At 34.8% G+C, this 25,604-nt stretch carries 20 protein-coding genes and 1 tRNA gene; 9 read left to right on the top strand and 12 right to left on the bottom strand.

Features of this window, described 5'->3' with window-relative positions; all coding sequences use genetic code 11:
- Positions 1-5 precede the first annotated feature (5 nt).
- From K0U91_RS12255 to K0U91_RS12240, 4 genes are all read right to left on the bottom strand, one after another.
- Positions 6-407, bottom strand: coding sequence for a hypothetical protein (locus K0U91_RS12255; RefSeq protein WP_220179843.1), 402 nt, complete (start codon positions 405-407; stop codon positions 6-8).
- A 2-nt stretch (positions 408-409) separates the two neighbouring features.
- A complete protein-coding gene (locus K0U91_RS12250) occupies positions 410-883 on the bottom strand; it encodes a hypothetical protein (protein WP_258561878.1) in 474 nt (157 codons plus the stop codon).
- A 10-nt stretch (positions 884-893) separates the two neighbouring features.
- The gene (locus K0U91_RS12245) at positions 894-1,349 is read right to left on the bottom strand and encodes a DUF1569 domain-containing protein (RefSeq protein WP_219969434.1); all 456 of its coding nucleotides are present in this window, start codon (positions 1,347-1,349) and stop codon (positions 894-896) included.
- Between the two features lie 161 nt (positions 1,350-1,510).
- Positions 1,511-7,402 (bottom strand): alpha-2-macroglobulin family protein, encoded by a 5,892-nt coding sequence (locus K0U91_RS12240; RefSeq protein ID WP_220179842.1) that lies wholly within the window; start codon positions 7,400-7,402, stop codon positions 1,511-1,513.
- 18 nt (positions 7,403-7,420) lie between these two features.
- On the opposite strand from K0U91_RS12240, the gene K0U91_RS12235 reads away from it, so the two are divergent.
- From K0U91_RS12235 to K0U91_RS12225, 3 genes are read left to right on the top strand one after another with little or no spacing between them, the layout of a single operon-like run.
- Positions 7,421-8,176: a UbiA prenyltransferase family protein gene (locus tag K0U91_RS12235; protein WP_220179841.1), complete on the top strand. Its 756-nt coding sequence runs from the start codon at positions 7,421-7,423 to the stop codon at positions 8,174-8,176.
- Between the two features lie 3 nt (positions 8,177-8,179).
- Positions 8,180-9,283 carry a DNA replication/repair protein RecF gene (gene recF, locus K0U91_RS12230; RefSeq protein WP_220179840.1) on the top strand — a complete coding sequence of 368 codons (1,104 nt, stop codon included), beginning with the start codon at positions 8,180-8,182 and terminating at the stop codon, positions 9,281-9,283.
- A gap of 4 nt (positions 9,284-9,287) precedes the next feature.
- Positions 9,288-9,584 (top strand): hypothetical protein, encoded by a 297-nt coding sequence (locus tag K0U91_RS12225; protein ID WP_219969438.1) that lies wholly within the window; start codon positions 9,288-9,290, stop codon positions 9,582-9,584.
- Here the strand turns inward: K0U91_RS12225 and K0U91_RS12220 are convergent.
- Genes K0U91_RS12220 through K0U91_RS12210 form a run of 3 tightly spaced genes read right to left on the bottom strand, consistent with a single transcriptional unit; the run spans position 9,562 to position 13,340 of the window.
- Positions 9,562-11,595 carry a site-specific recombinase gene (locus K0U91_RS12220; protein ID WP_220179839.1) on the bottom strand — a complete coding sequence of 678 codons (2,034 nt, stop codon included), beginning with the start codon at positions 11,593-11,595 and terminating at the stop codon, positions 9,562-9,564. The genes K0U91_RS12225 and K0U91_RS12220 overlap by 23 nt on opposite strands.
- A gap of 13 nt (positions 11,596-11,608) precedes the next feature.
- A complete protein-coding gene (gene mtgA / locus K0U91_RS12215) occupies positions 11,609-12,253 on the bottom strand; it encodes a monofunctional biosynthetic peptidoglycan transglycosylase (protein WP_219969440.1) in 645 nt (214 codons plus the stop codon).
- A gap of 40 nt (positions 12,254-12,293) precedes the next feature.
- Positions 12,294-13,340 carry an ABC transporter substrate-binding protein gene (locus K0U91_RS12210; protein WP_220179838.1) on the bottom strand — a complete coding sequence of 349 codons (1,047 nt, stop codon included), beginning with the start codon at positions 13,338-13,340 and terminating at the stop codon, positions 12,294-12,296.
- 47 nt (positions 13,341-13,387) lie between these two features.
- Between K0U91_RS12210 and K0U91_RS12205 the strand changes: the two genes are divergently transcribed.
- Positions 13,388-13,461, top strand: a tRNA-Arg gene (locus K0U91_RS12205).
- On the opposite strand, the gene K0U91_RS12200 is transcribed toward K0U91_RS12205, so the two are convergent.
- Together K0U91_RS12200 and K0U91_RS12195 are read right to left on the bottom strand one after the other, a co-directional pair.
- Positions 13,427-14,989: a recombinase family protein gene (locus K0U91_RS12200; RefSeq protein ID WP_220179837.1), complete on the bottom strand. Its 1,563-nt coding sequence runs from the start codon at positions 14,987-14,989 to the stop codon at positions 13,427-13,429. The two genes, K0U91_RS12205 and K0U91_RS12200, sit on opposite strands and share 35 nt — an antisense overlap.
- A gap of 485 nt (positions 14,990-15,474) precedes the next feature.
- The gene (locus K0U91_RS12195) at positions 15,475-16,428 is read right to left on the bottom strand and encodes a manganese catalase family protein (protein ID WP_220179836.1); all 954 of its coding nucleotides are present in this window, start codon (positions 16,426-16,428) and stop codon (positions 15,475-15,477) included.
- Positions 16,429-16,910: 482 nt separating this feature from the next.
- Between K0U91_RS12195 and K0U91_RS12190 the strand changes: the two genes are divergently transcribed.
- Entirely contained in the window at positions 16,911-17,396 is a 486-nt protein-coding gene (locus tag K0U91_RS12190; RefSeq protein ID WP_220179835.1) for a DUF4385 domain-containing protein, read from the top strand.
- A gap of 74 nt (positions 17,397-17,470) precedes the next feature.
- Here K0U91_RS12190 and K0U91_RS12185 read toward each other — a convergent pair whose 3' ends face one another.
- Positions 17,471-17,683 carry a hypothetical protein gene (locus K0U91_RS12185; RefSeq protein WP_220179834.1) on the bottom strand — a complete coding sequence of 71 codons (213 nt, stop codon included), beginning with the start codon at positions 17,681-17,683 and terminating at the stop codon, positions 17,471-17,473.
- 157 nt (positions 17,684-17,840) lie between these two features.
- Positions 17,841-18,614 (bottom strand): XRE family transcriptional regulator, encoded by a 774-nt coding sequence (locus K0U91_RS12180; RefSeq protein ID WP_220179833.1) that lies wholly within the window; start codon positions 18,612-18,614, stop codon positions 17,841-17,843.
- A 61-nt stretch (positions 18,615-18,675) separates the two neighbouring features.
- Here K0U91_RS12180 and dinB point away from each other — a divergent pair, with 61 nt between their 5' ends.
- From dinB to K0U91_RS12160, 4 genes are all read left to right on the top strand, one after another.
- Complete coding sequence (gene dinB, locus K0U91_RS12175; protein ID WP_220179832.1) at positions 18,676-19,818, top strand: DNA polymerase IV; 1,143 nt, start codon at positions 18,676-18,678, stop codon at positions 19,816-19,818.
- 15 nt (positions 19,819-19,833) lie between these two features.
- On the top strand, positions 19,834-22,890 hold the full coding sequence (locus K0U91_RS12170) for a DNA polymerase III subunit alpha (RefSeq protein ID WP_220179831.1): 3,057 nt from the start codon (positions 19,834-19,836) through the stop codon (positions 22,888-22,890).
- Between the two features lie 113 nt (positions 22,891-23,003).
- Entirely contained in the window at positions 23,004-23,360 is a 357-nt protein-coding gene (locus K0U91_RS12165; RefSeq protein WP_220179830.1) for a response regulator, read from the top strand.
- Between the two features lie 289 nt (positions 23,361-23,649).
- Positions 23,650-24,708: a 3-oxoacyl-ACP synthase III family protein gene (locus tag K0U91_RS12160; RefSeq protein ID WP_220179829.1), complete on the top strand. Its 1,059-nt coding sequence runs from the start codon at positions 23,650-23,652 to the stop codon at positions 24,706-24,708.
- A 374-nt stretch (positions 24,709-25,082) separates the two neighbouring features.
- Here K0U91_RS12160 and K0U91_RS12155 read toward each other — a convergent pair whose 3' ends face one another.
- Entirely contained in the window at positions 25,083-25,274 is a 192-nt protein-coding gene (locus K0U91_RS12155; RefSeq protein ID WP_050378332.1) for a cold-shock protein, read from the bottom strand.
- Between the last annotated feature and the right edge of the window lie 330 nt (positions 25,275-25,604).

The raw sequence follows: 25,604 nt of genomic DNA, 5'->3' as shown, positions 1-25,604 counted from the left end.
ATTATTTACTGTTTTTTATTTAAAGCCAATTTATATCCTGCTAAAACCAATCCCCAAACCAGAATCCCTAAAACCCAGAACCAGACAGGTGTTGGCAGCACAAACATATTGTAGATGGTAAAAGTAAGGAAAATAAGCCCGCAAATAATTGCTGCTACCGGTTTTCCGTTTTTTGCAACTTTAGTTGAGACAAATCCTGAAACTAATGCTCCCAAAGCATAACCAACAATCACCAGTAATTTTCCCAAAACAGGCAAATTTTCAACATAAGCTTTGAAGGCATCCATATCATTGGTTTTCATACCGGCAGGAAAAGGATAGAGACTGTGATTGATTGTTTCTACTGCCCAAACGCAGAGTGAGCCGGCTATAATTCCTGCGATTATCCCTAAAATTTGTCTTAACATGATTATTGGTTTTTTAAGTTGGTTTTAAAATCTAAAGTTCCGTCATAGCTTTTCCAGTTTCCAATGAGTTGGATATATGGATTTTCTATCTTCTGCGTTTTTTTATTCCATTGAAAAGTATAGATGAATTTCCCGGTAAAAACACCGGAATGCTTACCCTTGACTTCTTCTGACAATTCATAATCGCCATACACGACGCCTTTTTTCCTGCCGTCTTTGTATTGCGTGATGGTCAGTTTACCTTCAAATTTGGTCGAATTATTTTCTACCACAGTATATCCTGCAACAAAATATTGCTGGTCGTTTTTTTTATTCTGTTCAGAAATTTCTACCTTGAGCTTAAGGATTTCACTGTCTTTGCCAATGGTACCGATGTAGGGTTTTGACTTATTCAGCCAGACATTTGAGATATTGGGCATTTGCGCAGCTGCAAAATTGCATGCGAGGATTAGAAATGGTAATAATTTTTTCACCATCAATGTTTTTTTAAACTCCAAACTGAGATAAATGGTGATTTAAATGTTTTGCAAACATATTGTTCCATTCATCAGATTTTAATTTCCCGAAAGAAAGAGATTCTTTCTCATGAAAGGCTGAAGATCCCAGCTGCTGCGTCTTCTGAATAAAACCAATCAGTCTTTTTTTCTCGTCATCAAAATCTCTTCTTCCGCTGATGACAAATTGCGGAGCGGTAGCAGAATCTCTGGGATAGGCCTTCTCTCCTACTACTTTTGGCTTTACAAAAGTTTTTAAGATAAATTTTGCAATGGTTCCCGGTTTTTTATGCTTTTCGGGCTCGTACACCATTTCGTAGGTGATGCAGCAGTGTGCCAACATTTGATCTACCGTCATTTTCCCCCACAAACCATGTGTATCTTCAACAAGATTATTGATTCTATTGATATAATTCTGAGCATCTTTTGCGTCAAATACGTTTTCCATAATATCTTAAATTGTATAGAAACAAATATAATATTATTTCGGTTGATTTGATATTGTTTTGAATCTGAAGTGTGAATTAAAGTTCATCTTTTTTCATCACAACCATCAAAAACTCCCCACAAAATATGTGAGGAGTTGATTGGTATTTACTTTAAAATAAATTATTCTGAAATTTTCACAGTACTCCCTTTTGTATGCGCATTCATCTGTGGAGCATAATAATTTTGCACGGTTGTAATTCCGTTCGAAAATGTTCCTGAAGCATTGGTTACAAAATCGTATTCAAAAACATATTTTCCTTTTGGCATATATTGGATATAGAAGTTAGTAGATGCATCTTTCGTCGATTGATAATAGCCTAAGCTATTTTTCCACTGATATCCGGAAATCACATCCAAAGGTTCAAACCCGGCAGCACGCATATCTTTGATGTGAATAAATTCCATCGCACGGTCTGTATTGAGAATCATTCTTACCGTTATCTTATCTCCCACTTTTAAAGGTGATTCCGGTGAAATTTTCTGCAATTCTTCACCATTTACCGTTTTAATCTTTTTATACAGCTCTTTGGTAATCGAAATATAGTTTTCAGATGATTTTATTTTATCTAAATCTTCATAATACTGCCAAAATAATCCACCTTGAACAATTCCTGGGCCCGGTTTTGTTACAGTTAATGTGGCTAAATTTTTATCTAAAATATCTGTTTTTACAGAAGATTTTATATAACCTGTTGCCTGAGTTTGAGGCTGCAATTCTTTTCCTCCCCAAATAATTGTTGCTTTATCACTCTCTGCATTCGTCCATGATTTCCCTGAATTTAAAATGGTGAAAATTACTTCTGAAGTACCTCTCGAGCTTCCCCATGAGTTGACTTCCTTCTGCGTGATCAGCCAGATTTTCATGTCTTCAATGAATTTTTGATCGTTTGGTTTCAGCTTATTAAAAGCTTCCAATGCTCCTGCATGATTGACTACCTTCGAGCCGAACCAGCCCCAATCGTCAAGATTCTGTTTCCAGTAAATGCCCTGCGTTTTTGTATCAACAGAAGTTTCTTTCAGGTAATTTAATAATTTATCAGAAACATCTTTCAGACCGTAATCACTCAGCAATAAAGCTGCACGATGTAGACCGAAGAATGTAAAATCAGTGATTTTTGCCGTTTTTGCTTTCTGTTTTACTAAATTTTTCAGCGTTGCACCTTTTCCTTTTAAAGGATATTGTTTTTCCCAGTAATTTCTGGTATCAAGATAATCGACCGCCCAGTTTGTCCAGACGTTTTCTTTTTTTAATTCAAAATATTTGTCGATTTCATTATCAACATAATTGATTAATTTCTCTGTCAATTTTATCTGTTCCGAAGACTGATAATCTTTCACATTTTCTTTCAACCATACGTTGATTTTTCCTAAGTTTTTAAGGATGTACAATGAAGTTCCGTATGAACTAGGATACCCTTGATACCATGAGAAACCACCATCAGGATTCTGCAGTTTTTCAAATTCATCCCAATCAGTCTGAATAGCATTCCTCATCGTATTCGTATCAAATAAAAGTGAAAGTTTTGCCATTTGCTCTTCTTCATTTTTACTTTCCAGAACCCATGGAGTTTCTTCCAGCAAGAGTTGTTTCAGCTCCTGATTTTTCTCAAGATTTGAATTTAATAATCCTTTGCTTTGATATTCTTCAAAAACAGTTTTCAGTTTCGGATTGGCTTTATAGATTTCCGAAGCCAAAATATCGGCAAACCATTTATTAAAGATTACATCAGCAGAGCTATTCTGATCATTTTTCAGGCTTGGCAAAGCAAACATGATTTCCCAGATCGGATTTGTTGTCAGTTCCAACGTATTTGATACATTTGAAATCGTTGTTGAGTTTGTATTTTTAAGATTGTCAAGAACAAAGGTTTGTGTTTCTCCTTCTTTCACAAAAATTGGCAGAGCGTCTGTTACCAACATTCTGTTTGGTAAAATGGCGATTGCTTTTTGTTCACCATCAGAATATTGTCCTGCTTTTGCCACTACTTTGAAAATGATGGATGAGACATTGTGGGGAACTTTTACTTTCCATGTCAGCGCTAAGTTTCCGTTTTCATTTAAATCAAAATTCTGAGTACTTGAATTTAACCCAAATTTTGACGAAATATCTTCATTGGTAAAAGCATCCAGAATCTGAAGATTTGCTGAGCCGCTTAGTTTTTTGTCTGTTAGATTTGATAGTTTTGACTGAAGATTCAATTCATCACCTTCTCTCAAAAATCTCGGATAATTTGGTGTTACGGAAAATTCTTTCTGCGTAACAACTTGTTTTTCTAAAGTTGCGGATCTTGCGTCTTTTGTGTGCGCTAAAAACATTAATTTCCATTTAGTCAAGGCTTCCGGAGAGGTGAATTCGAAGTTGACATTTCCTTCTGAGTCGGTTTTTAAATCCGGATAAAAGAATGCGGTTTCATTGAGATTTTGACGGACAGGAATTTTATCAAGCGCTTCCTTTGGGCCTTTGATATCAATTGCATTATCTTCTAATTCCTCAACATTCTGACGATTTTCAGTAGACATCCTACTTTTACTATACCCCAAAACAACAACTTCCTCAACATTTCTTTCTTTAGAAACTGAATCTCTTGGTGCAGCCATAGGAGAAGGAGCTGCATTAGCTTGCACTGAAATGCCTGCAACTTCACCTTGTAATGAATTTAAAAAGCTATAACGGTCAAACCAATTAAACTGCGGAACTTCTACATAATTTCCGCTATAGTATTTCAATCTTTTTTGATAATATTTTTGTTCAAGATTTTGTGCAACATTATAAGAATTTACAAATGAATATGGAGTATATAACTTATTCCAAGTAAAAGTGTTCATTGCAAACTGATCCAGAGACATATCGTACATATTGGCTAAAACTTCAGCATTGATTTTTTCTTTTTCATTTCCTGAAACTTTTACTGACCATTTTTCCTTTGAATTAGGCTCAATTTTATCCCTGAAAGTCGTTGTTTCAATTTTTAAAGGCTGTTCCGTACCTTTTATTTTTAAATCCACCGTTTCTGTTTGCACATCATTGAATGCTACAACCTGAAACTGAATATTTAATGCGGTAATGCTTTTTTCTTTTGGAATATCAACAATAAACTCTAAAATTCCATTTTTAAATTGGTGTACTTCTGAATTTGTTTTTCCGGAACCGTCCTGAACAAAAACATTCACCAAAGTATCAGGAATCCCAGAATACACATATATTTTTGCCTTCTCGCCTCTCGAAAATTCATTTTTAGGTTCTAAAACGGTCAGAAAAGTTTTCTGATCAGATTTAAGTGATTTTTTATCCCAAACACTGAACTGCTGAACAGATTTTATCGTGTCTTTTCCTTCGATATTGTAAAGCTCCAACTGATAACCTCCTGCTTCCAGCTTTCCTAGATCCAGAGTTTCTTCACTTCGCTTCTCTCCGTTCAGAATGACAAAAGAAGTTTTACGGTTTTTTAATTCATCATTTTTGTCATACAAATCGTGAGGAAATTTGCTGATAAAATCCTCTTTTGAAAATTTTGGAAGATCCTGAACTTCTTCCTTGAAATTTTCCCTGAAAATTCTTTCCGGTGCTTCTAATTTTGATAATTTAACCTGATAGGATTTTTTTAGATTTTGTTCGTTATAATTTTTTGTTTCAACTTTCAGCTTTATATTTTCATCAGCAAATGTATTTTTGATGTCATCAACTTTGATATAGTGCGAAACTGAGGCAACTTTCAGATTGGTATTCGCAGTCTGCGTTTCACCGTTGATGTCTGTAGCTGCAGCATTAATCTGGTAATTATCAATTTGAATCCCATCTATTATTTCGTCTTTTTTGAGATCTAATTTTATGGTAAATTCACCTTTTTCATTGGTTTTTGCTTCACCCAAAATTGAGTTTTCATTTTCATTATCACTCGGATACCATGGGAAATATCTCCAGCGGATGTTTTGTTTTCTGATTTCATAATTTACATTTGTATTGCTTAGTGCAACCCCAGAAAACATCATTGCTTTACCTTTCAGCTCAATGGTTTGTCCGTATCTGTATTCTTCTTTTACGGGTTCAAAGGTCACTTCGAATTTCGGACGTTTATATTCTTCAACTCTGATATTTTTATAACCTTCATTGGAATCAGTCCTTATATAAAATGTGCCATTAAGCTGTCCTTTCGGAAGAATAAAACTTCCATGGTAAGATCCAAAATCATTTGTTGAAAAATCTTGAGATGCCACCTCTTTATTATTGACATCTTTTAATATTACTTTTTGTTTTAAACCTGAAACAACAGATTCTATTTCGTGATCAATTGTGGTATTGATGACTTTGAAATAAACAGTTTGTCCCGGTCTGTAAATTGCCCGATCGGTGAAAATCTGTGCTTTGGCCTGGGTTTGTTTATTCTGATCTTCTCTTTGTACATAATCTTGCCGACCATAAACTTCCATCATTTGAAAGTCATTCGTTTTAGGCTGGTGAATTAAAAAAGTTCTGTAATACTCTTTATTTGCCGTAACCGGAAATTTAAAGATTCCTTTTTCATCGGTTTTCCCGGAAGCCTTGGTTAAAGTTTTATTCTGAACAAATTCATAAAAAGTAATATTTTCACTATTGATCGGTTTTCCATTTTCAGCATTTACCAATTTCAATTTGTTCGAAAGATCATTTCTATCGTCTTTAGAGTGATAAATAATTTTATGACCAGAAACGAAAAAATAAAAATTCTGTCTGGAATCATCATCTTTTAAATCTGAGCCAGCAACAGAATATTCCGCAACATAAATTCCCGAAGGAAGAGGCATTATTTCTAATGAGGTTTTGTGCAGCTGATAGTCTTTCGGATCAGACAGATTGTAGCTTTCTTTCTTTAAAAGTGTCTTTTTAACCTTTGCAAAAGCATTGTTGTACGGGTTTTTAGCATATTGCACAAATGACAAAAGATCATCTTTTACTTCATAAATATGGATTGTAAATTCTGAAACATTTTTAAATTCAGCGACCAGATGAATCGGCAGATCGGGCTGCGTCTGCTCTTCATATTTTATACTCAAATTGGGATTTATGATCTGATTTTCTTTATTTTTTATATTTTCTAAAAAAGCAGATTTAGGATATTGCGCTTTTGCCTGACTTCCGATTCCCAAAGCTTCTTTTTGCTTATTTTTCACAATCAGTTCATTCATGATTTCTTCCATCACCAAAACCTTGTAATCACCTTCTGTATCAGATTTAATTAAATTCTGAAGCTGCTCGAGCTTATCTTTACATTCAGAAAACTGACAATTTTCAGATAATTTCTGATGCATAAAATACAGTTTTGAATTTCCTGTGTTCTGAGCAATCAATTCGTCAAAAACTGTATTAATAAGAGTTCTGTTTTCAGTCAGTTCATTTTTGGTAAACAGATTGTTGTCAGATAAAAAATTTACTTTCCTCAGAGAAAACCAATCCAGCAAAGTCGGGAAATAGGCAACATCTTTTGTATTTGAAAAAGCGTCTTTATATTTGGTAAACAAAACTTTTTTCATCTCAGATTTTTGCTGATCAAGATCTGTGAAGGTTTTGCTTAAATAATTTTTAAAATCGAGCTTACTCCATGTTTCAATTTGAGAAACATCCTGAGAATTCATATAGGTTCTGCCATTAATTTCCCAAGAATGCTCATTATAATAATCAAACATAAAACCTGACAGCAAAACTTTGTATACCAAAAGATCATCGCCTTTCAGGTTCTTTTCAGAATTTTGAAGTTTAACAAAAAACTTCGAAGCCGAATCATTCTTATCATCGTCGGTTATCTGATTAACAATACTGAATTCTGCTTTTAAGGCACGAATAAGCTGAAGCGCATTATTTTCTTTCATAGCCTGGTTTTGAATGTCTAAAACTATTGGAAGATTAGATTTATAAGTTCCTTTTTTTGCATTCTCACCTATTTTTTTCCACTGCTGATCATAGTAGTTTTGCGAATAAGCCATTGAAAAATTCAGCAACAGTAGGAATAGGACCAAAATCTTGGAATATCTTTGCATAAATATTATTTTTACTAAATGAATTGCTTAAAAGTACTGAAAAAATCTATCATAGACAGCCAGTTGTACGTCTCGTTGATGGGAACTTTCTTCGCAATATTTTTCATGCTTGAGCAAAATACATTCCGTTTCCCTTCAGTGCTTTTGATATTCATAACGTATTTTAGCGGATATTTATACACGAAATATCAGAAAACAAAGTATTTCTATAAAATTTTTCTACTGAATGTGATTACCGGAGTTGTTTCGGCGGCTTTGATTATTTTTAATCATAATGAAATACGCCTGCTAAAATGGGCAATCATTGTGATTTTGGGATTGCTTTATAACAGTTTCTTTTTAGAATCATATATCAGGAAAATCCCTCTTTTAAAAGTGTTTTATGTTGGTTTGGTTTGGGCGATGATCAATTCGTGGCTGACTTTACCGGAACTGAATGCGCCTATATTTTTTATCAGTTTCTTTTTTGTAACGGCACTTGTTTTACCTTTCGACATTCGTGATATGAATAATGATACGATACAGACTTTTCCAAAAATCATTGGAGTTCAGAATACGAAATATCTTGCTTACCTATTGGTTTTTATCTCAAGTATTTTATCTACTTTTTATCTACAAAATCATTATGCAGTCTGTTTTTTGTTAACCTCAATCTTTACATTTATTCTCATTTATTTCTCTGAAAGTAAAAAAGATGACATCTATTTTTCTTTCGGAGTAGAAAGCTGTTCGATACTTCCTTTTTTATTTTTAATAATAATGAAGTATTTTTGACGAATGATCATCAACAAACTCACTCTGTACAATTTTAAAAACCATTCTGAAAAAAGGTTTGAGTTTTCGCCGCAGATCAATTGTTTCGTGGGAAATAACGGTGCCGGAAAAACCAATATTTTGGATGCTCTGCATTACCTTTCTGTAGGCAAAAGCTTCTTAGGAAATACCGACACCAACAATATTAAAAAAGATGAGGATTTTTTCACCATAGATGCTGAGATTCAAAATGATGACAGTGAAGATATGATCAAAATTTCACAGCCCAAAGATTCTAAAAAAATCATTAAAAAGAATGATAAAAGTTACGATAGAATGGCCGATCACATTGGTTATCTTCCCAGTGTGATGATTTCACCCTATGATTCAAATCTGATTTCAGATTCCGGAGAAAGCAGGAGAAAATTTTTAGATTCAATGATTTCCCAGACCAATTCCGGGTATCTTTTTGATCTCATTCAATACCAGAAAACTATTCAGCAGAGAAATGCTTTACTAAAATATTTTGCCAAAAACAGAGTATGGGATAAAGATTCTTTGGAAATTTATGACGATCCGATCACAAAATCAGGAACTAAAATTTTTGAAAAAAGAAAAGAGTTTGTCGAAAAGCTCAATCCGATTGTTCAGAATTTTCATCAGATTATTTCGGGTGGAAAAGAAACAGTTTCTGTAATCTACGAATCTCATCTACTGGAAGGCTTCGACTCTGCTCAACCTGACAAGGCCTTTCAGGAGCTTTTAGATCAGAATATTGATAAGGACCGAATGCTGACTTATACTTCAAAAGGAATTCATAAAGATGATTTACATTTTGAAATGGATCATGTCCTTATTAAAAAAATTGGTTCACAGGGACAGCAAAAATCATTTTTAATTTCGCTAAAATTGGCTCAGATGAGTCTGATAAAAGAACTTACCGGAAAAACTCCGATTCTTCTGTTGGATGATATTTTTGATAAGCTGGATGACATTCGTGTTGCCCAACTCATAAAATTGGTTAATCAGGAGAATTTCGGGCAGATTTTTATTACCGATACGCATAGAGAACGTACAGAGAGTGTGGTCAAGAAAATCAATGAAGAAAGTATAATCTTTGAAGTGTGAGATCATGAAACGAAATAAAAAGCGTGAATTCCAATCCTCAGAACTTGTAAAATCATTTGCCAGAATTTATGGTTTTGAAGACAAGCTCTTGGCTTTTGAAATTAAAGATTTTCTTGAAGAATATCTTGATGAAAGCCTTTTCAACGAAATTGAAAGTGTAAATATCGAAACTAAAATAATTACTATTCAGATAGGTTCACCACTTCTGAAGAATGATTTTCAAATGCGCAAAAGCTTTTACTTAAAGAAATTTCAGGATAAATTCGGTGAAGAAAAAATTACTGATCTTTTGATTTTGTAGGCATTGTGTTCTGTACCATTGCAGAAGTTTTATGATCAAAACTCGAACGCAGCGGAATAAAAAACTTTAAAGGGTTTTTCAAAAAATACCTGAAGATCTCTCTGTAAATTTCACTCACTTCTCCAAGATTCATTTTTCTCGATCTGAATGCCAAAAACATTGATAAACTGAAGCTAACAAAAAAGTTGAAAAAACCAATAACAAAAACAGTGAGAAGCGCAACCCAGAATGTGTAAGAATCTACACTGAAATCTTTTCCGTACAATCCCAATGCAAAGTTTCCTGCAGCGAAAGTGATATGGCGGATATCAAGATCTAATCCGAAAAACAACCCAATCGGCGCAGTTGCTCCCAGAAAAACACCAAACCAGAAATTAGAAATTATACCTGCCCAGTTTTTAGCATAATATTTTGAAAGGCTGTTGGCAAATTTAGCCCCGAAAAACCGTTTAATGGACTGGTTTTTTGCAATTCGGTCCGGAATCTGGAAAAACACAGAATTGTTCCCGATATTTCCTGAAATAATCCCCGATATAAAAAGATAAAACCCAGCAATACATGCATGCAAAATTGCTTTAGAATTAAAAGGATCGAGATCTTTCAACAATTTTTCAGATTTTTCAACTGCCAGATTCTGGGAGAAAAATACATCTAAACCATAAATTATTGCCATCGCAACCGGAAAAGCAAGCAAAACATTTCCTACAAAAGCAATAAACTGGCTTCTGAATAGTTTTGAAACCAAATCTGCAAATTCAGTGTTATTTCTTTGGGTATTTCCCTGCTCAGAAAGTACCTTAGTCATCGTCGCAGCTGTCATTGCGGGCTGTTTTGTGGCTAAAGTAAAACCCATCAGATAAATCATCACAAATCCCATTGCATAATTTAATGAATATAAAAATGCATGGAAAAAATCACTTCCCGGCATGAAACCGTAAAGCATTTTTAATACGCACAATGCACCAACAATAATACCGCCTCCACTCGCCTTGTAAAACATGCTCATGTATTGTTTGCGGTTGGATGTAATGTAATGACTTCCTGTTTCTGCTGTATGATTGGTGATCAGATGAGAAATCATCCTTGTACTATCGTTGAAAAGCTCTGAAATATTGTTTTTATGAGATTTATAACTAAGAACATTAAACATCAATTGCTTAGACTTTATGACAATGTCGTGGTCGTCATCAATTACCAGCAATTGTGCAATTTCAAAAATTCTTTGTGTCTGTTGGCGAATTTTCAGAAGGGACTGATTGATTTTACCGGAAATACCATATTTCGACGAGTTTTTAAAGGCAATATTTACAAAATCAAGACATTGCTCTGTATAAATTTTAATCTGTTTGTAACGACTGTCTTTAGAATTTAATTTGATCTCCGGATTCAATTTAAATTCTTCGGCTAATCTTTCCAATTCGTTTTGTAATGCCAAAAAAGGATTGTCAAAATTCCGATATTCTGGGGCCATTCTTACCACTTCAACGTCTAACGCCATCCCTGTAACGCGCCATGAGAGAATATTCATTGAAAAAATGAGTTCACTTTTGACTTTTGGTTTCTGAATAAAATCTGTAAGTCCTAAAATATGAAAAAACTCATCCATCTCATTCTCAGGAAGATTCTGGAGATATTCTAAATCTTTTTTTGGTCTGAAACTGACGTTGTCAACCAGAAACCAGACGGTTTTTTCATTCTCAACAGGTGGCAAAACTTTGTTAAGAATCCTTTTTTTTAATTCCGGAAAGAAAGCATTTTCCGACAGAATATTGGCTTCAGTAAGAGATAAATTGAAAGGTCTGACTTCAAAAATGTTGTGAATATAGTATTTGAAATTTTCAGCTAAATTTAAATTTGCCTTAAAGCAATTCAGAACGTCGGTAAAATCGGCTTTCTTTATGCTTTCCAGAAACTCTGTAAAAGGCTCCAGAGAAAGGGTTTCATTCTTAAAAGAAAAATATTTTTTAAGAACAGATTCAAAATTTTTTGTACTTGAACTGAGAAATTTCATTGGTACAAAGATACTATTTCAAACTCACATTTTTCATTTGTCTTAAAATCCAGTTGTGTTTCTTTCTCAAATAAGAAGATGGGTTTTTGGGATCATATTTCTTAGGGTTGGGCAAGACTGCGGCAATCCATGCTGCATCTGAGGCAGAAAGATCTTTTGAAGATTTCCCAAAATAATACTGTGAAGCGGCTTCTACTCCGAAAACACCCTGTCCCATTTCAATAGAATTCAGATATCGCTCAAGAATAATATCTTTAGTCCAGACTTTTTCGATGATAAAAGTGTACATCGCTTCCAGGCCTTTTCTGATCCAGCTTCTGCCCTGCCAAAGAAAAACATTTTTTGCAGTCTGCTGCGAAATGGTACTTCCGCCTCTCAGTTTCTTGCCTTTTTCGTTGTTTTTCATGGCCTTTTCGATGGCTTTATAATCAAAACCGTTATGAATAAAAAATTTCTGATCTTCGGAGGCTATCACCGCTTTCTTTACATTATTTCCCATATCGTCGTAGGAAACATAGTCACGATTCAGCTTTCCATATTTGAAGAGCCCGCCAATCTGCGTGATGGTAATAGGCGGATTAAAGAATCTTCCCCAAATGATAAATACTACGTTCAGCACAAGAACGATAAAAATAAGCTGCTTTATTTTCTTCCACATAAGCTAAAAAACTACCGCAAAAATAAAAAAATCTATTGATCTATTGTAATTCTTTCAAATAAGTCAGCTTATAATCTGGCAAAAGTTCCGGGTGAAAGATCTTTATATAATCTTTTAGAATAATATCGGCACGCACTACTCCGCTTTCAAAAAAGTCATTTGATTTCTGCTTTTCTCTTGCTGTGACTCCGTAGATTTTTCCCGTATTAAACACTTCAAGTTTACTGTAATATGGGTTTATGTTTAAAAGTTCCTGTTTTGAAAGATGGTTTCCTACATTAACCCAGTATTGGGTTTTTTGGGATTTTGCGTACACTTCTTCAAAACTCATTGTAACCGCTTTTTCATCGACATTATCTTTCAGAATATAATCTGCATGGGCATCTAAAATATAATTGGCTGTAAAAGTTTTCCCTCCCGGTAAATACCAGATATCGCCATACATTTCATTGGCTAAAACTTCGGGCTGTGATTTAGATGTTGAAGCTAATTGCTTTAAATCGTTATAATTTTTTTTAATTTCTGCAAATTTCTGTTCTGCAAGCTCTTCTTTACCAAAAAGTTTACCAAAAAGTTTGATATAAGCTGTCTTTTTTAAAGGCTCCTGCTCCATGTATTCATCAAGAAATACAATATGAATCCCATTATTTTTCAAAAGCTGATAGGTATTATCGAAACTGGCAATGTAATTCGTGAAAATAGCATCCGGTTTCAGAGAAATAATTTTTTCTACGTCATATTTTTGTTCGTTTCCTACATTTTGAATCATACCCGTTTTTATTAAGGTACTTACTTTTTCTGAATAAATATATTCAGGGCTTGAAACTCCAATAACCGTGTTTTCAGCACCAATTTCGGAAATATATCCCAATAAACTGGAATTCAATAAAATAACTTTTTTAAACGGAATCTGATCTTTTTTAAACTCATAGGTGAATTTACCAGACTTTATGTAAAGATTCCCCTTGTTTTCTTTGTAGCTAAGGTTAGAGGAAAGAGAAACTACATCTGCAAGTGTTATTTTTTGTTCTTGTTTACAGGAGATTAACGTTAAAAATGCGATTACTAGTAAAAAATTAAGTTTCATCTTTCAAAGAAAGCAAAAAAGTCTTATATTTGCAAACCTTTAAATAAGGCCTCGTGGCGCAACTGAATAGCGCACCTGATTACGGCTCAGGAGGTTACAGGTTTGAATCCTGTCGAGGTCACAAGACCGACATTTGAAGTTTTCACTCTCTTATGTCGGTTTTTTTTATCTCCTAATCCATTGTTATACTGATAGATACACTGGGCGACAATGTTCATTTTTGGTGTTTGAAAACTTTTTCCGTCAAATTCGACTTTTTCGGGAAATATCAAACACCCTATTGTTCTTTTTGTCAGCAGATCGCCCTGTTGGTAAAGGTTTGCAAGATTTTCCATTGAATCAAGTGCGTTCTCTATTTTCCTTCTGATGTCAAGTTCTTTGCTTTCTGAAACAATGTGTTGAAGCTCCTGCTCCAGTTGTTCAATTTGTGATCTCGTGAGCATTTTGATGTCTTTATAATCATCTTCATCTAATTTGTCCGCAAGATATTTATCTCTCGCACTGGCCACTTTTTCGTTGAGTAAAGTGATATCTTTTGCTATAGACTTTCTTTTCGCTTCTATGTCGTAAGTGAACTGTTTATAATTATCCAGGAGTATTTCCTTCATAAGATCTTTTATAATTGGATTATATTCTAACTTTGAAATTTCCAACTCAAAAAGTTCATTTAACTTGTCAGAGTCAAATCTGAATCCGCATTTATAATGACAATGATAATAGTAATAGGTTTTAGACTTACCCTTTGCGCCACTAGCAGTTAGATTCTTGCCACATCTTGGGCAGGTCAGAAGACCTCTTAGGGGAAATCGTTCATTACCAAAAACTCTTCCACCGGGACCTTCGACTTTTCTTTTTTTGTCCATGATCTTCTGAACTTGGTTGAAAAGTCTTTCAGTTATTAGCGCCTCGTGCTTACCATCAGTATAGTAAGCTTCCTCCTGTTTATAGTCTTCAATATAGATCTTACCACAATAGACCGGATTCCTCATAGCTTTAGCAAATGCACTTCTTCCCATCGATATCCCATCTCTCTTATTCATCTGAATTCTTACGTGGTCAGCTGGAATATGGCCTTTAGCCAATTCATTGAAAGCCCATCTAATATTCGAAGCCTCTGGTTCTCTAATAGCGATGTACTTTTTACCGTCTTCATGAGCTCTGTTAATATAGCCATAAGGTGCAATACCCATTAGCCTCCCTTCTTTTTTTGCTCTTCGCATTCCATGAAAGGTATTCAGTGCCCGTCTGTCATTTTCAACTTCTGGAGTTGAAAGATAAATAGCCAACATTAGCTTATTTTCGGGGACAGACATATCCAAAGGCTGCTCAATGGCTTGAGGAATAATATGGTTTTTATGAAGAAGACTGATCATCTGATAAGCGTCTCCTGTATTACGGCTGAAACGGTCCCATTTTGTAAAGAGAACTAGACTGCTTTTATGATTTCTTTTTTTGATTTCAATCAGATATTTTTTCCATTCAGGGCGTTCAAAGCTCTTGGCTGAATGATCTTCGTAAATAACCTTGTTGACTATGATGTTGTTGTTTTCACAATATTTGCGTAGTCTTTCGTTCTGATCTCTTTGGGAATAGCCTTTTTCAGCCTGTTCATCAGTGGAAACTCTTATGTATAGATCTGCAATTATCATTATCTTGATGATTTCGTTAAAAATTATTTTAGGAGCAACTTTGAGAAAATTGGTTGCAGCAGAAATTCATCATTCTAATATGGTACTAAAATACAAATAATCAGTCAGATGTAAAAATTTCTTTTAGGGTTAATTTAATAATAATGTATAAAAACTCCATCACTTCTTCTGACTGTTCCTCGTCTATATTGCAACCTGCTTTTTTTAGAATAGCTAAAGCTCAAAGATTGATCTCTTGATATATGAGTTATACCAGTTGAAAAGTGTGGTGATTTTATTTCTAAAATTCATTAAATAAAAATCAAATATAAAATATTTCCAATAGTAGTTAGTACTAGACCTATTATAGCTTTAAACGCTTAAATCTTAGATAATTTTGAAATCGTTTAAAGCTTAAAAACAATGCCCATAAAAATATTATAATTTTTATAGGCATTTATATTAGATCTCTACAGAGATGCACATTTACGGAAATATGGAAGTTTTTATTTCTTTTTACTTCCCTTTACAGCTACATTCTTTTTAACTTTCCCGCCAGATTCCTTAAATTCAGTAAAAGCATCGGCTAATGCCTGCATTTCTTCATCCAGACCTGGTGAAAATTCTTCCGGACGCTCTGGAGCTTCAGGGATTGGGAAAGATTCCCGAGGTTCTTTAAGTGTCGTAAGTTCCGTACCATCATTAAAAGGTGATGGCCCGCTGAAAATCTGTTCCATCAAGGATCCGTCCATACGAAATGTGTATTGCTCCCTGTGCAATCCCATATCCAGCAATCTTTTAACTTCCGGAAACTGAGAAGAATCAAATTTTGGTACCGGCAAAACTTTGCCCCAATCTACGCCTAATGTCTCTAAAGCTTTTGCAAAGGCAGCCTGGTGGGCTTCATCTCTCACGATAAGAAATGCAACCGTTGCGCGCAAAGTCTTGTTGCTGCTCATTTGGTAGATTCTGCATTTTTGGATTCTTCCCGTAGCTTCCACTACCAAATTATCCATCAAATCAAGAACAAGATTTCCGTGACTATGAACATAGCTACCACTCCACGGATTTCCCGAAGCATCAACCGGTAAGGCTGCCTGAGCACCTACAATGTAATGCTGTGGATTTTGTTGTTCCTTCGCCATCTCAAGTGCAACACCTCCACCTTTACTTGGCGCCTCATATTTGTCTCCCTGATATCTCGGAGACCCATCTAATAATTGAGAAATGGTTTTAGTAATAAGCTCCACGTGGGAAATTTCTTCTACACCTACACCTTGTATCAAGTCCATGTAAGGTGTTGCTTTGCCACGAAAATTAAAACTTTGAAATAAATACTGCATCATGGTGCGCATTTCTCCGAACTGACCACCAAGCCCTTCTTGTAAGGCATTAGCTGCTGATGGATCCGGTTCGTCAGCTACAATCGGATTGATAAGATTTTGTGAATGGTAAAACATAACTTTTATTTTTTAGTGTTAATATTAAATCATCTAACTTTATGCCATACAGCTAAAATTATACATCTAAAATATTGATAATTAGAATCTTATGATCTAAATCATAAAATAAAATTAATTTCAGATAGGTTATGACTTATCCTTAATTCCTGCTGCATACAGAGCCCATATAATAACTATCAATTTAGATGTAAAGAATATGATAATCCAATCCGGGTCACCTTTCTGAAATTTTGCTAATTAGTTCTTAAGAAATAGATAATAATTAATGCCATATCTGTGGTTATTCCCTCTTTTGCAAAAAGAAAAGATCCTCTGTGAATAATTAACTTATGGAGTTGTTATAAACAAAAACATCTTGCTGTTCATTGGTACTTTTAGTAAAGCTAAAACTAATTATTTAGTTATGAAATTTAGATTTTTTGCTATACAACTAATAAGTGGTGCTAAACCAAAGGCACTTAGTTTGATAATAGATTCGGATGAGCGATAGAAAACCCAGTTATATTAATTTCAAATCTGACACCTATGCCTGGAAGCCTGATATAAACTATCAAAAGCATCCTGAAAAGTATAAAGTAGGTAAGGGTGAGCAAGGCGTTTTAATCTGTGAGCCATACAAATCAGAAATCGGACAGTACTGGCGATTTAAAAATGCTGAGATTGCTGAAGAGAGTTCAGAAAAAATTTATGAGCTTTTTTTAAATTATTTAAAAAATGACGACTTTGTCGGTGCAGATATGGCTAGAAAATATCTCCAAATGGGATTTACCAGAGCACGCCGCTATTTTAATTACAAGGGTGGCAAAAAATATGACGAAAATAAAGATTATCAGCAACTTGAACGCGGGACAGGAGATCCTGAAAAGGCCAAGGCTGCGGATATATTTTATAAAAAATGGAAAGATGCAGAGGACAATCAGAAATATTCACAACTAAAAATCAATTGGAAAGAAGAATATGGGTAGATAAATATGCGGAAAAACAGAACAGAGTATTACAACTAGTAAAAATGAATTCACCAATTACTTTCTTTCATTTTTTACAAATTTCCTTTTTTGTGAAAAACTCTTAGACTTGCGATCTTATTATTGCTAATATTAATGACGATCTCTACGGAAAAACTCGACATTCCATATAAAATAAATTTCAATTCATTTTTGTAGGTTTCATTGATTACCTGACCTTCTTCAATCACCAGTTCATACTGAGATTGACTTGGTAGATTTTTAAAATCGTAATACGATATAGACATAATGATTAGTTTTAAATTATTTGTTTTGTAGAAGGATTTGTATAACTGATTAATTTTAAGAAAACAAATCGTAAGTAACCTTATGATATTTCAGATTAACATAGTTTGCGAATCAGTATAAATATCAGGTTAATTGCAAACCTGACTTTCTACTAAATTATTTAATTAGAGACACCTTGTCATCCAATTCTTTGATGCTGGTTTTAAGTTCTTGCAGAATAGTTCCAATGTGGGTATCATTTGTGTTGTCCAGCTTATAATTTTCAGGCAAAATACCACGCACGTATTTCCAGATTTCAAGAACATTATCAAGTGGAACCTGATAAGGTTCGTAAAATGTATTATCAGCCGATACAGTAACTGACTCATTATTTTGTTCGACAAATGTTTTAAAGGTGATACCGTCTGAGGTAATAAAAATATATTCTTTACCAGATTTCAGATCCTCCAGCTGTTCCACGTATTCTCCGATAATATAAGAGCCATCAGCAAATGGCGGCATTGAATCGCCGTCTGCCAAAAAGGCTCTGTATTTAGCATTCTTTAAAAATGGAAGCTTCATTCGTGCAAGTTTTTCAATATATTCATTATCACTGTAACCTTTCAGATAGCCCATTGAAGCTTTCTGGGGAACGATCTCTATATAATTCTCTCCATCAGAATCAACAATAATTGGTAACACAACCCTATTCTCCGGAAGTTTCATCATATTATCCACTGGGTATTTACTGATATCCAAAGTGAGAAGCAAATCGATGCTGACATTAAAGAATTTAGAAATTCTGATTAAAATTTCGTAAGGTGCCTCAGAGCGCCCATCTTCGTATTTTGAATATCTTACCCTACTCATCCCTAGGCTTTCTGCAAAACTCTGTTGGGATAAATTTTTCTTATGCCTTAAAAGCCTGATGTTTTCTGAAAATATTGACATTGATACAATTTGTATCTGCAAATATAATAAAAAAGATACATAATGTATCTAATTTTGTCAAATGGAAAGAGCAATTGCACATATGGATCTGGACACCTTCTTTGTATCCTGTGAAAGGCTGAAAAACTCCGAAATGGATAAAAAGCCTGTGATCATCGGAGGTGGAGACCGCGGTGTGGTAGCCTCTTGCTCCTATGAGGTAAGAAAATTTGGTGTCCGTTCTGCAATGCCTATTAAGATGGCCCTGAGATTATGTCCAGAAGCCAGAGTGATCAAAGGCGATATGGAATATTATTCCAATATGTCGCATTTGGTTACTGAAGTGATCCAAGAAAAGGTACCGGTGTTGGAAAAAGCGAGTATTGATGAGTTTTATCTTGACCTCTCAGGAATGGATAAGTTCTTTGGCTGCTTTCAATGGACCAATGAAATTGTCGATGCCGTTACAAAAAATACGGGCTTGCCGATCAGCTTTGCTTTATCAACCAATAAGACGGTTTCCAAGATCGGAACCGGTGAATCAAAACCTACAGGGAGATTTGAGGTTAAAGAGTCCAATATTCAAAACTTTTTAAATCCTCTGTCAATAAAAAAGATCCCGATGGTAGGACCTGAAACATTCAACTTGTTCTCAAGATTAGGCGTTAAAACGATACAGACCCTTTCCGAAATGCCCATTGATGTACTGCACCAACTGGTCGGAAAGAATGGCACTGTCTTATCGAAGAAAGCACACGGTATTGATGAGACACCTGTGGTTCCCTATTCCGAAAGAAAATCAATATCGACTGAAAACACATTTTCCCAGGATACCATTGATATTCAAAATATCAGAAGTATCCTATCGGGAATGGTGGAAAAACTTGCTTTTCAGTTGAGACAGGAGAAATGGTTAACCTCAACGGTCACGGTCAAGATCAGATATTCCAATTTTGATACGGAAACCAAACAATGCCGGATCCCATATACCTCCGCTGACCATACATTGCTCAGATATGTTCTGGAATTATTTACAAAGATCTACACGAGAAGAATGAGGATACGTTTGATCGGGATACGATTCACCGGTCTGGTTCACGGATGCCATCAGATGGATCTTTTTGAAGACACGGAAGAATTGATCTCTCTTTATCAGACGATGGACAGGATAAAAAACAGATTCGGAGCTTCCAGTGTAGGAAGGGCATCCGGTTTTTTAAAATAAATAAAATATAATAGTATGTTTCTCAATTGTCATTCCTATCACAGCCTTCGGTATGGAACTATTTCCATTGATGATCTGGTTCAGCAGGCTCTTGATATTAATATTAAAACATTAGCGCTGACAGACATTAATACCGTTACAGGAATTTATGATTTTTACAAGCTTTGTCAAGAGAATAACATCAAGCCGATTGTGGGTGTTGACATACGGGTTGAAAATGAATTGTATTACATCTGTCTGGCTAAAAATGCTGCAGGTATTGCGGAAGTTAACCGGCTTTTGACGGATCACAATTGCGATCATGTAGAAATACCTAAAGCAAATCCATCTTTTGAAAACAATTTTGTTATTTATCCTTTACATAATATTCCTGATAGATTATCTGAGCATGAGTTTATTGGGATAAGGCAAGAGGAATTGAATCTTCTGGTAAGATCTGAACTGAAAAAGATGATCGACAAAATGGTTATTTTGCATCCAGTTACATTCAATACTACTGAAGAATATGAGCTGCATAGAATTTTAAGAGCCATTGACGGAAATACTTTGATCAGCAAACTTTCCGAAAATGATTATTGTAAAGAAACAGAAACTTTTGTTGACAAGAAGTTTCTTTTAGGTAAATATCAATATTATCCGGAGATCATTGAGAATACAAAAAATATCGTCAACGAATGCAGTTTTGAATTTGATTTTTCGACTCCTAAAAATAAAAAGCATTTTACCGATAGCCGGGAAAATGATTTTAAGTTGTTAAAACAGTTAGCTTATGAAGGTCTTATCAAAAGATATCCTGAGGGTAATACAGATGCTAAAACGAGAGTTGATAAAGAGTTAGGCGTTATTGAGCAGCTTAACTTCTGTGGATATTTTTTAATTACCTGGGATATTATTCAGTACAGCAACCGGATGGGATTTATGCATGTGGGGCGTGGGAGTGGTGCCAACTCTATTGTCAGCTACTGTATAGGGATTACAGATATATGCCCTTTGGAACTGGATCTTTATTTTGAACGGTTTCTGAATCTTAACCGGAAAACACCTCCGGACTTTGACATCGACTGGAGCTGGCAGACCAGAGACACGATCTTGGAATATATTTTCAAAAAATACGGTAGGGATCACGTCGCTTTTTGTGGGACCAATGTGGAGTTTAAATACAAATCCATTTTTCGGGAGGTCGGTAAAGCATTTGGGCTTCCCAAAGAGGAGTTGGATATTCTGGCTGGCAAACCGATGGATCAGCATGATAATAATTCGGTGTTCAGGTCAGTACATCAGTATGGAAAAATGCTGGAAAAATATCCCAATCAAAGAAGTATGCATTCCTGCGGTATCCTGATCTCTGAAGAACCGATCACCAATTATTCTGCATTGGAAATGCCACCCAAAGGATTTCCAATTGTGCAGTTTGACATGTACACTGCGGAAACAATCGGCTTGGAAAAATTCGACATTCTTTCACAAAGAGGCTTGGGAACGATCAAGGATACCGTTGATCTGATAAAAGAAAAGAAAGGGATCACCGTCGATATAAAGGATACTACCATATCAAAAAATGAAGCTAAATGCAATGAATTCCTTAGCATTGGTAAAACAATAGGATGCTTTTATATTGAGAGTCCTGCAATGCGCGGACTTTTGCGTAGACTGAAATGTGAGAATTACAAGGTATTGGTTGCTGCCTCGTCTATTATCCGGCCTGGTGTCGCCCAGAGCGGTATGATGCGGGAATATATTTTCAGGCATAATAATCCGACAAAATTCGAATATTTTCACGATGTCTTTAAAAAAGAACTTGGTGAAACTTATGGAATAATGGTCTATCAGGAGGACGTGATCAAAATTGCCTTGCATTTCGGCGGTCTGTCTGCCCCCGATGGGGACGTCCTTAGAAGAGCAATGAGCGGAAAAGGACGCTCTTTATCAGCACTACAAAAAGTAAAGGATCATTTCTTTGAATCTTGCAGGGAATTGGGTCATCCTGAACAGCTTTCAAAAGAAGTTTACAGGCAAATCGAATCGTTTGCCGGTTACTCATTCTGTAAAGCACACTCGGCTTCCTATGCAGTGGAAAGCTATCAAAGCCTTTATCTCAAGGTCTACCACCCCATTGAATTTATGGTCTGTGCAATCAATAATGGTGGTGGATTTTACAGGACCGAGGTCTATGTTCACGAAGCTAAAATGTCAGGCGCAAAAATCAATAATCCATGTGTCAATCTAAGCGAGTTTCAGGCTACAGTTTATGGAACAGATGTTTATTTAGGTTTGATGTTGATTGAGAATTTAGAAGGAAGATTAGCACAGTTGATCCCAGAAGAAAGAAGAAATAATGGTGTTTACACTTCTTTGGAAAACTTTGTTAAAAGGATTCCAATCGGTATAGAAACCTTACAGATATTGATTTTTATTGGCGCATTAAGGTTTACCGGTAAACAAAAGCACGAATTGTTGATCGAGGCGAGATTTCTGATGTCAGGAAATAAACCCGACAATAGACAGCTTACTCTTATTGAGGAGCCACAGAAAGAATATCAGCTTCCTAAAATAGAAAGAAATCCTTTTGAAGACGCTTTTGACGAGATTGAGATCTTGGGATTTCCTGTGTCTTTCAGTCCTTTCGATCTGTTACAGACCAAATATCGTGGAACGGTAATGTCTAGAGATCTCATTATACATCATAAACAACAAGTGAAAATGTTAGCTTATTTGATTTCCAGAAAACACGTGCCCACTAAAAGAGGAGCTATGTTTTTTGGTACGTGGATCGATGCGGAGGGCGAATATTTTGATACCGCTCATTTTCCCAATTGTTTAGAACAATATCCTTTTCAAGGCGGCGGCTGTTATCTTTTGTTGGGAACAGTCGAAGTTGATTTTCACTTCCCAACAATAACCATTCATAAAATGGCCAAGATGCCCTTCATACCAGACCCCAGATACTCAATGGATCAATCAAAATCATTAGAGACAGCAAGAACATTGAAGGAGGATGTCAGTATGACGCAGAGACAACCTTATCCACAGGAACAAGAGATTAATTTACCAAGGCACAAAATGGAGTTATGATTAAGATATTATAATCCCAATTCGAAGAAATGAAACAATAATAAATATATAATGATGATTTTTAAGTACTTATTGTTTTTTTGTCCATACATTTATACAAGAAATTAAAAACTATGAAGAAGAAAATTGTTCTTATTCAGGATAATGAAACAATTCTGAATATAATGGATGAGGTTTTGACGGAGGAAGGTTACGATGTTACTCCATCTTTAACTGCAGTGTCAATTAAAGAAATTGACAAGATTGATCCTGACGTTGTCATTGTAGATGATTATATCAAAGGAAAAAAGAAAGGATCAGAAGTAATCGAAGAATTAAAATCTGATCCTGAAACAGAAGATCTATCAGCAGTCTTGACCTCCACATCTCCCGATTTACCCAAAAAGGCAAAAGAATGCAAAGCTGATGACTTTATAGAAAAACCATTTGATATCAACAATATGATAGAAGTGGTTAAAAAAAATTCTTAGTAGTTGCTAAAGTATTGACGGTGAATGATATATTAGTTTACCACGATCAATATTTATAGTACGCAAGCTCTTTCAAAAATATCTAAGAGGCAAAATCCTGAAATATTTCAACATATAGTAGTTTCATCATCCATACCAGTTATTAGCCAGCACATTAAAACCATTAATCAATTCACGTGATTATGATCATAAATGAGTTTTTATTTTCGTTTAAATTCGGACATTTTTATAAATTTGCGCCGTTTGAGTTAAAATAAAAGTTAATACTATTTCATAAAAATTAAGTTACATGACAAGTAAAATTATTGGTGTGGGAAGTTACTTACCTTCAGAAATTATACCCAATCCATTTTTCCAGGATCACAGGTTCTTTGATGAGAAAGGAAATAAATTAATGCAGGATAATGCTACAACTGCAAAAAAACTTACAGAAATCACTGGGATTACAGAAAGAAGATATGCATCAAATGCATTAGTTGCATCCGACTTGGGTTTTTTCGCAGCTCAGAAAGCTATAAAAAATGCGCAAGTCGACCCAGAAACAATAGATTACATTATTTGTGCTCAAAATTTTGGAGATGTTCCTTATGGAAAAAATCAATCTGATGCAGTTCCGAGTTTAGCCTCAAGAATTAAGCATCACCTAAAAATTAAAAATAATTACTGCGTTGCCTATGATGTTTTATTCGGATGTCCCGGCTGGATCGAAGGGATGATCCAAGCCCATACTTTTATCAAAGCGGGGATAGCAAAAAAGTGCCTTGTCATAGGTACAGAAACATTATCAAGAGTTTGTGATGCACATGACCGGGATAGTATGATTTTTTCAGATGGTGCAGGGGCTGTAATAATTCAGGAAACTCATGATGATTACGGCATCAAGGCACATTTGTCAGCTTCTTTCACATTAAATGAAATGGATTACCTCGGTTTCGGAAGATCATACAATATCGAAGATCAATCAGGAACAAAGTACATTAAAATGAGAGGAAGAAAGATCTATGAATTTGCACTCTCAAATGTTCCTCAAGCGATGAAAAAATGTCTTGATAACAGCGGTTACAAAATTAATGAATTGAGTAAAATATTAATTCATCAGGCTAATGAAAAAATGGATGAAGAAATTGTAAAACGATTTTACAAATTATATAATACGGAAGTACCGGAAAACATTATGCCGATGATCATTAGTAAATTAGGAAACAGCAGCGTCGCAACAGTGCCAACGTTACTGTCAATGATTTTAAATAATGAGCTGCCAAAGCATCATATTAAGAAAGATGATATCATATTATTTGCGTCCGTTGGTGCAGGAATGAACATTAATGCAATCGTATATAAATTTTAGCAGAGCTAAAATTATCTGAAACATTTGAAAAAATTGAGGGCAGATTATTGTAGACTAAACAACTTCTAGTGGATACTTTTGATAATAAAGAGTTTCCATTTGCCAAAAGCGGAGCGTTTGATTAGGTTTTTACTGGAAAAATTCTAGAGTTTCAAAGAAATTTTATCTAGTGATTTCTCTAATAACTCAGGAATAATTGAAGATGCTGAAGAAAACACATCTAAGATATGTTCAAAAAGGAAAATTTGCCACTGAATAAGCAGAAATAAGATCCAAATATTAATCAGCCCTAGAACTTGTTGAGATATAAATAAAAAAAGAGCAGATAATAAATTACCTGCTCTTCCTATATCATATGTGTTGACTAAATGAAGTTACGCTATTTTAACGTTAACTGCATTAACACCTTTGTTTCCATTTTGTGTATCGAATGTTACGACATCATTTTCACGAATATTATCTACTAAACCTGAAGTGTGTACGAAAACGTCTTGTCCACCAGTTGATGGAGTGATAAAACCAAATCCTTTAGTTTCGTTAAAGAATTTTACTGTTCCTTGTTGCATTGTATTATGTATTAAAAATTATTGTATTCTATTTTATAGGATCAATTATCCCAGTCCTTGATCTAAACCAAGACGATAATAAATTTTTGAGAGAAAAAAAATGGATGAATAGAATTTAAGAGTGAAAATCGAACTTCTTAAAAGGTAGAACACCTAAAATATTAATGACAAAATTGAGCGGCTGTTTTTGATCTCTGAGAATTAATTTAATTCTAATTCAGATTATCCAGTTGCCTTATTATTCTGCAAATGTATGCTAAATAAGTGACATATCCTACTATATTTCATTTATTTATAATTTAAATGTGGAATCATCCTACTGAAGTTCAA

This window comes from Chryseobacterium sp. LJ668, assembly GCF_019613955.1.
Taxonomy (GTDB): domain Bacteria; phylum Bacteroidota; class Bacteroidia; order Flavobacteriales; family Weeksellaceae; genus Chryseobacterium.
This window is presented reverse-complemented; position numbering and strand designations above follow the sequence as displayed.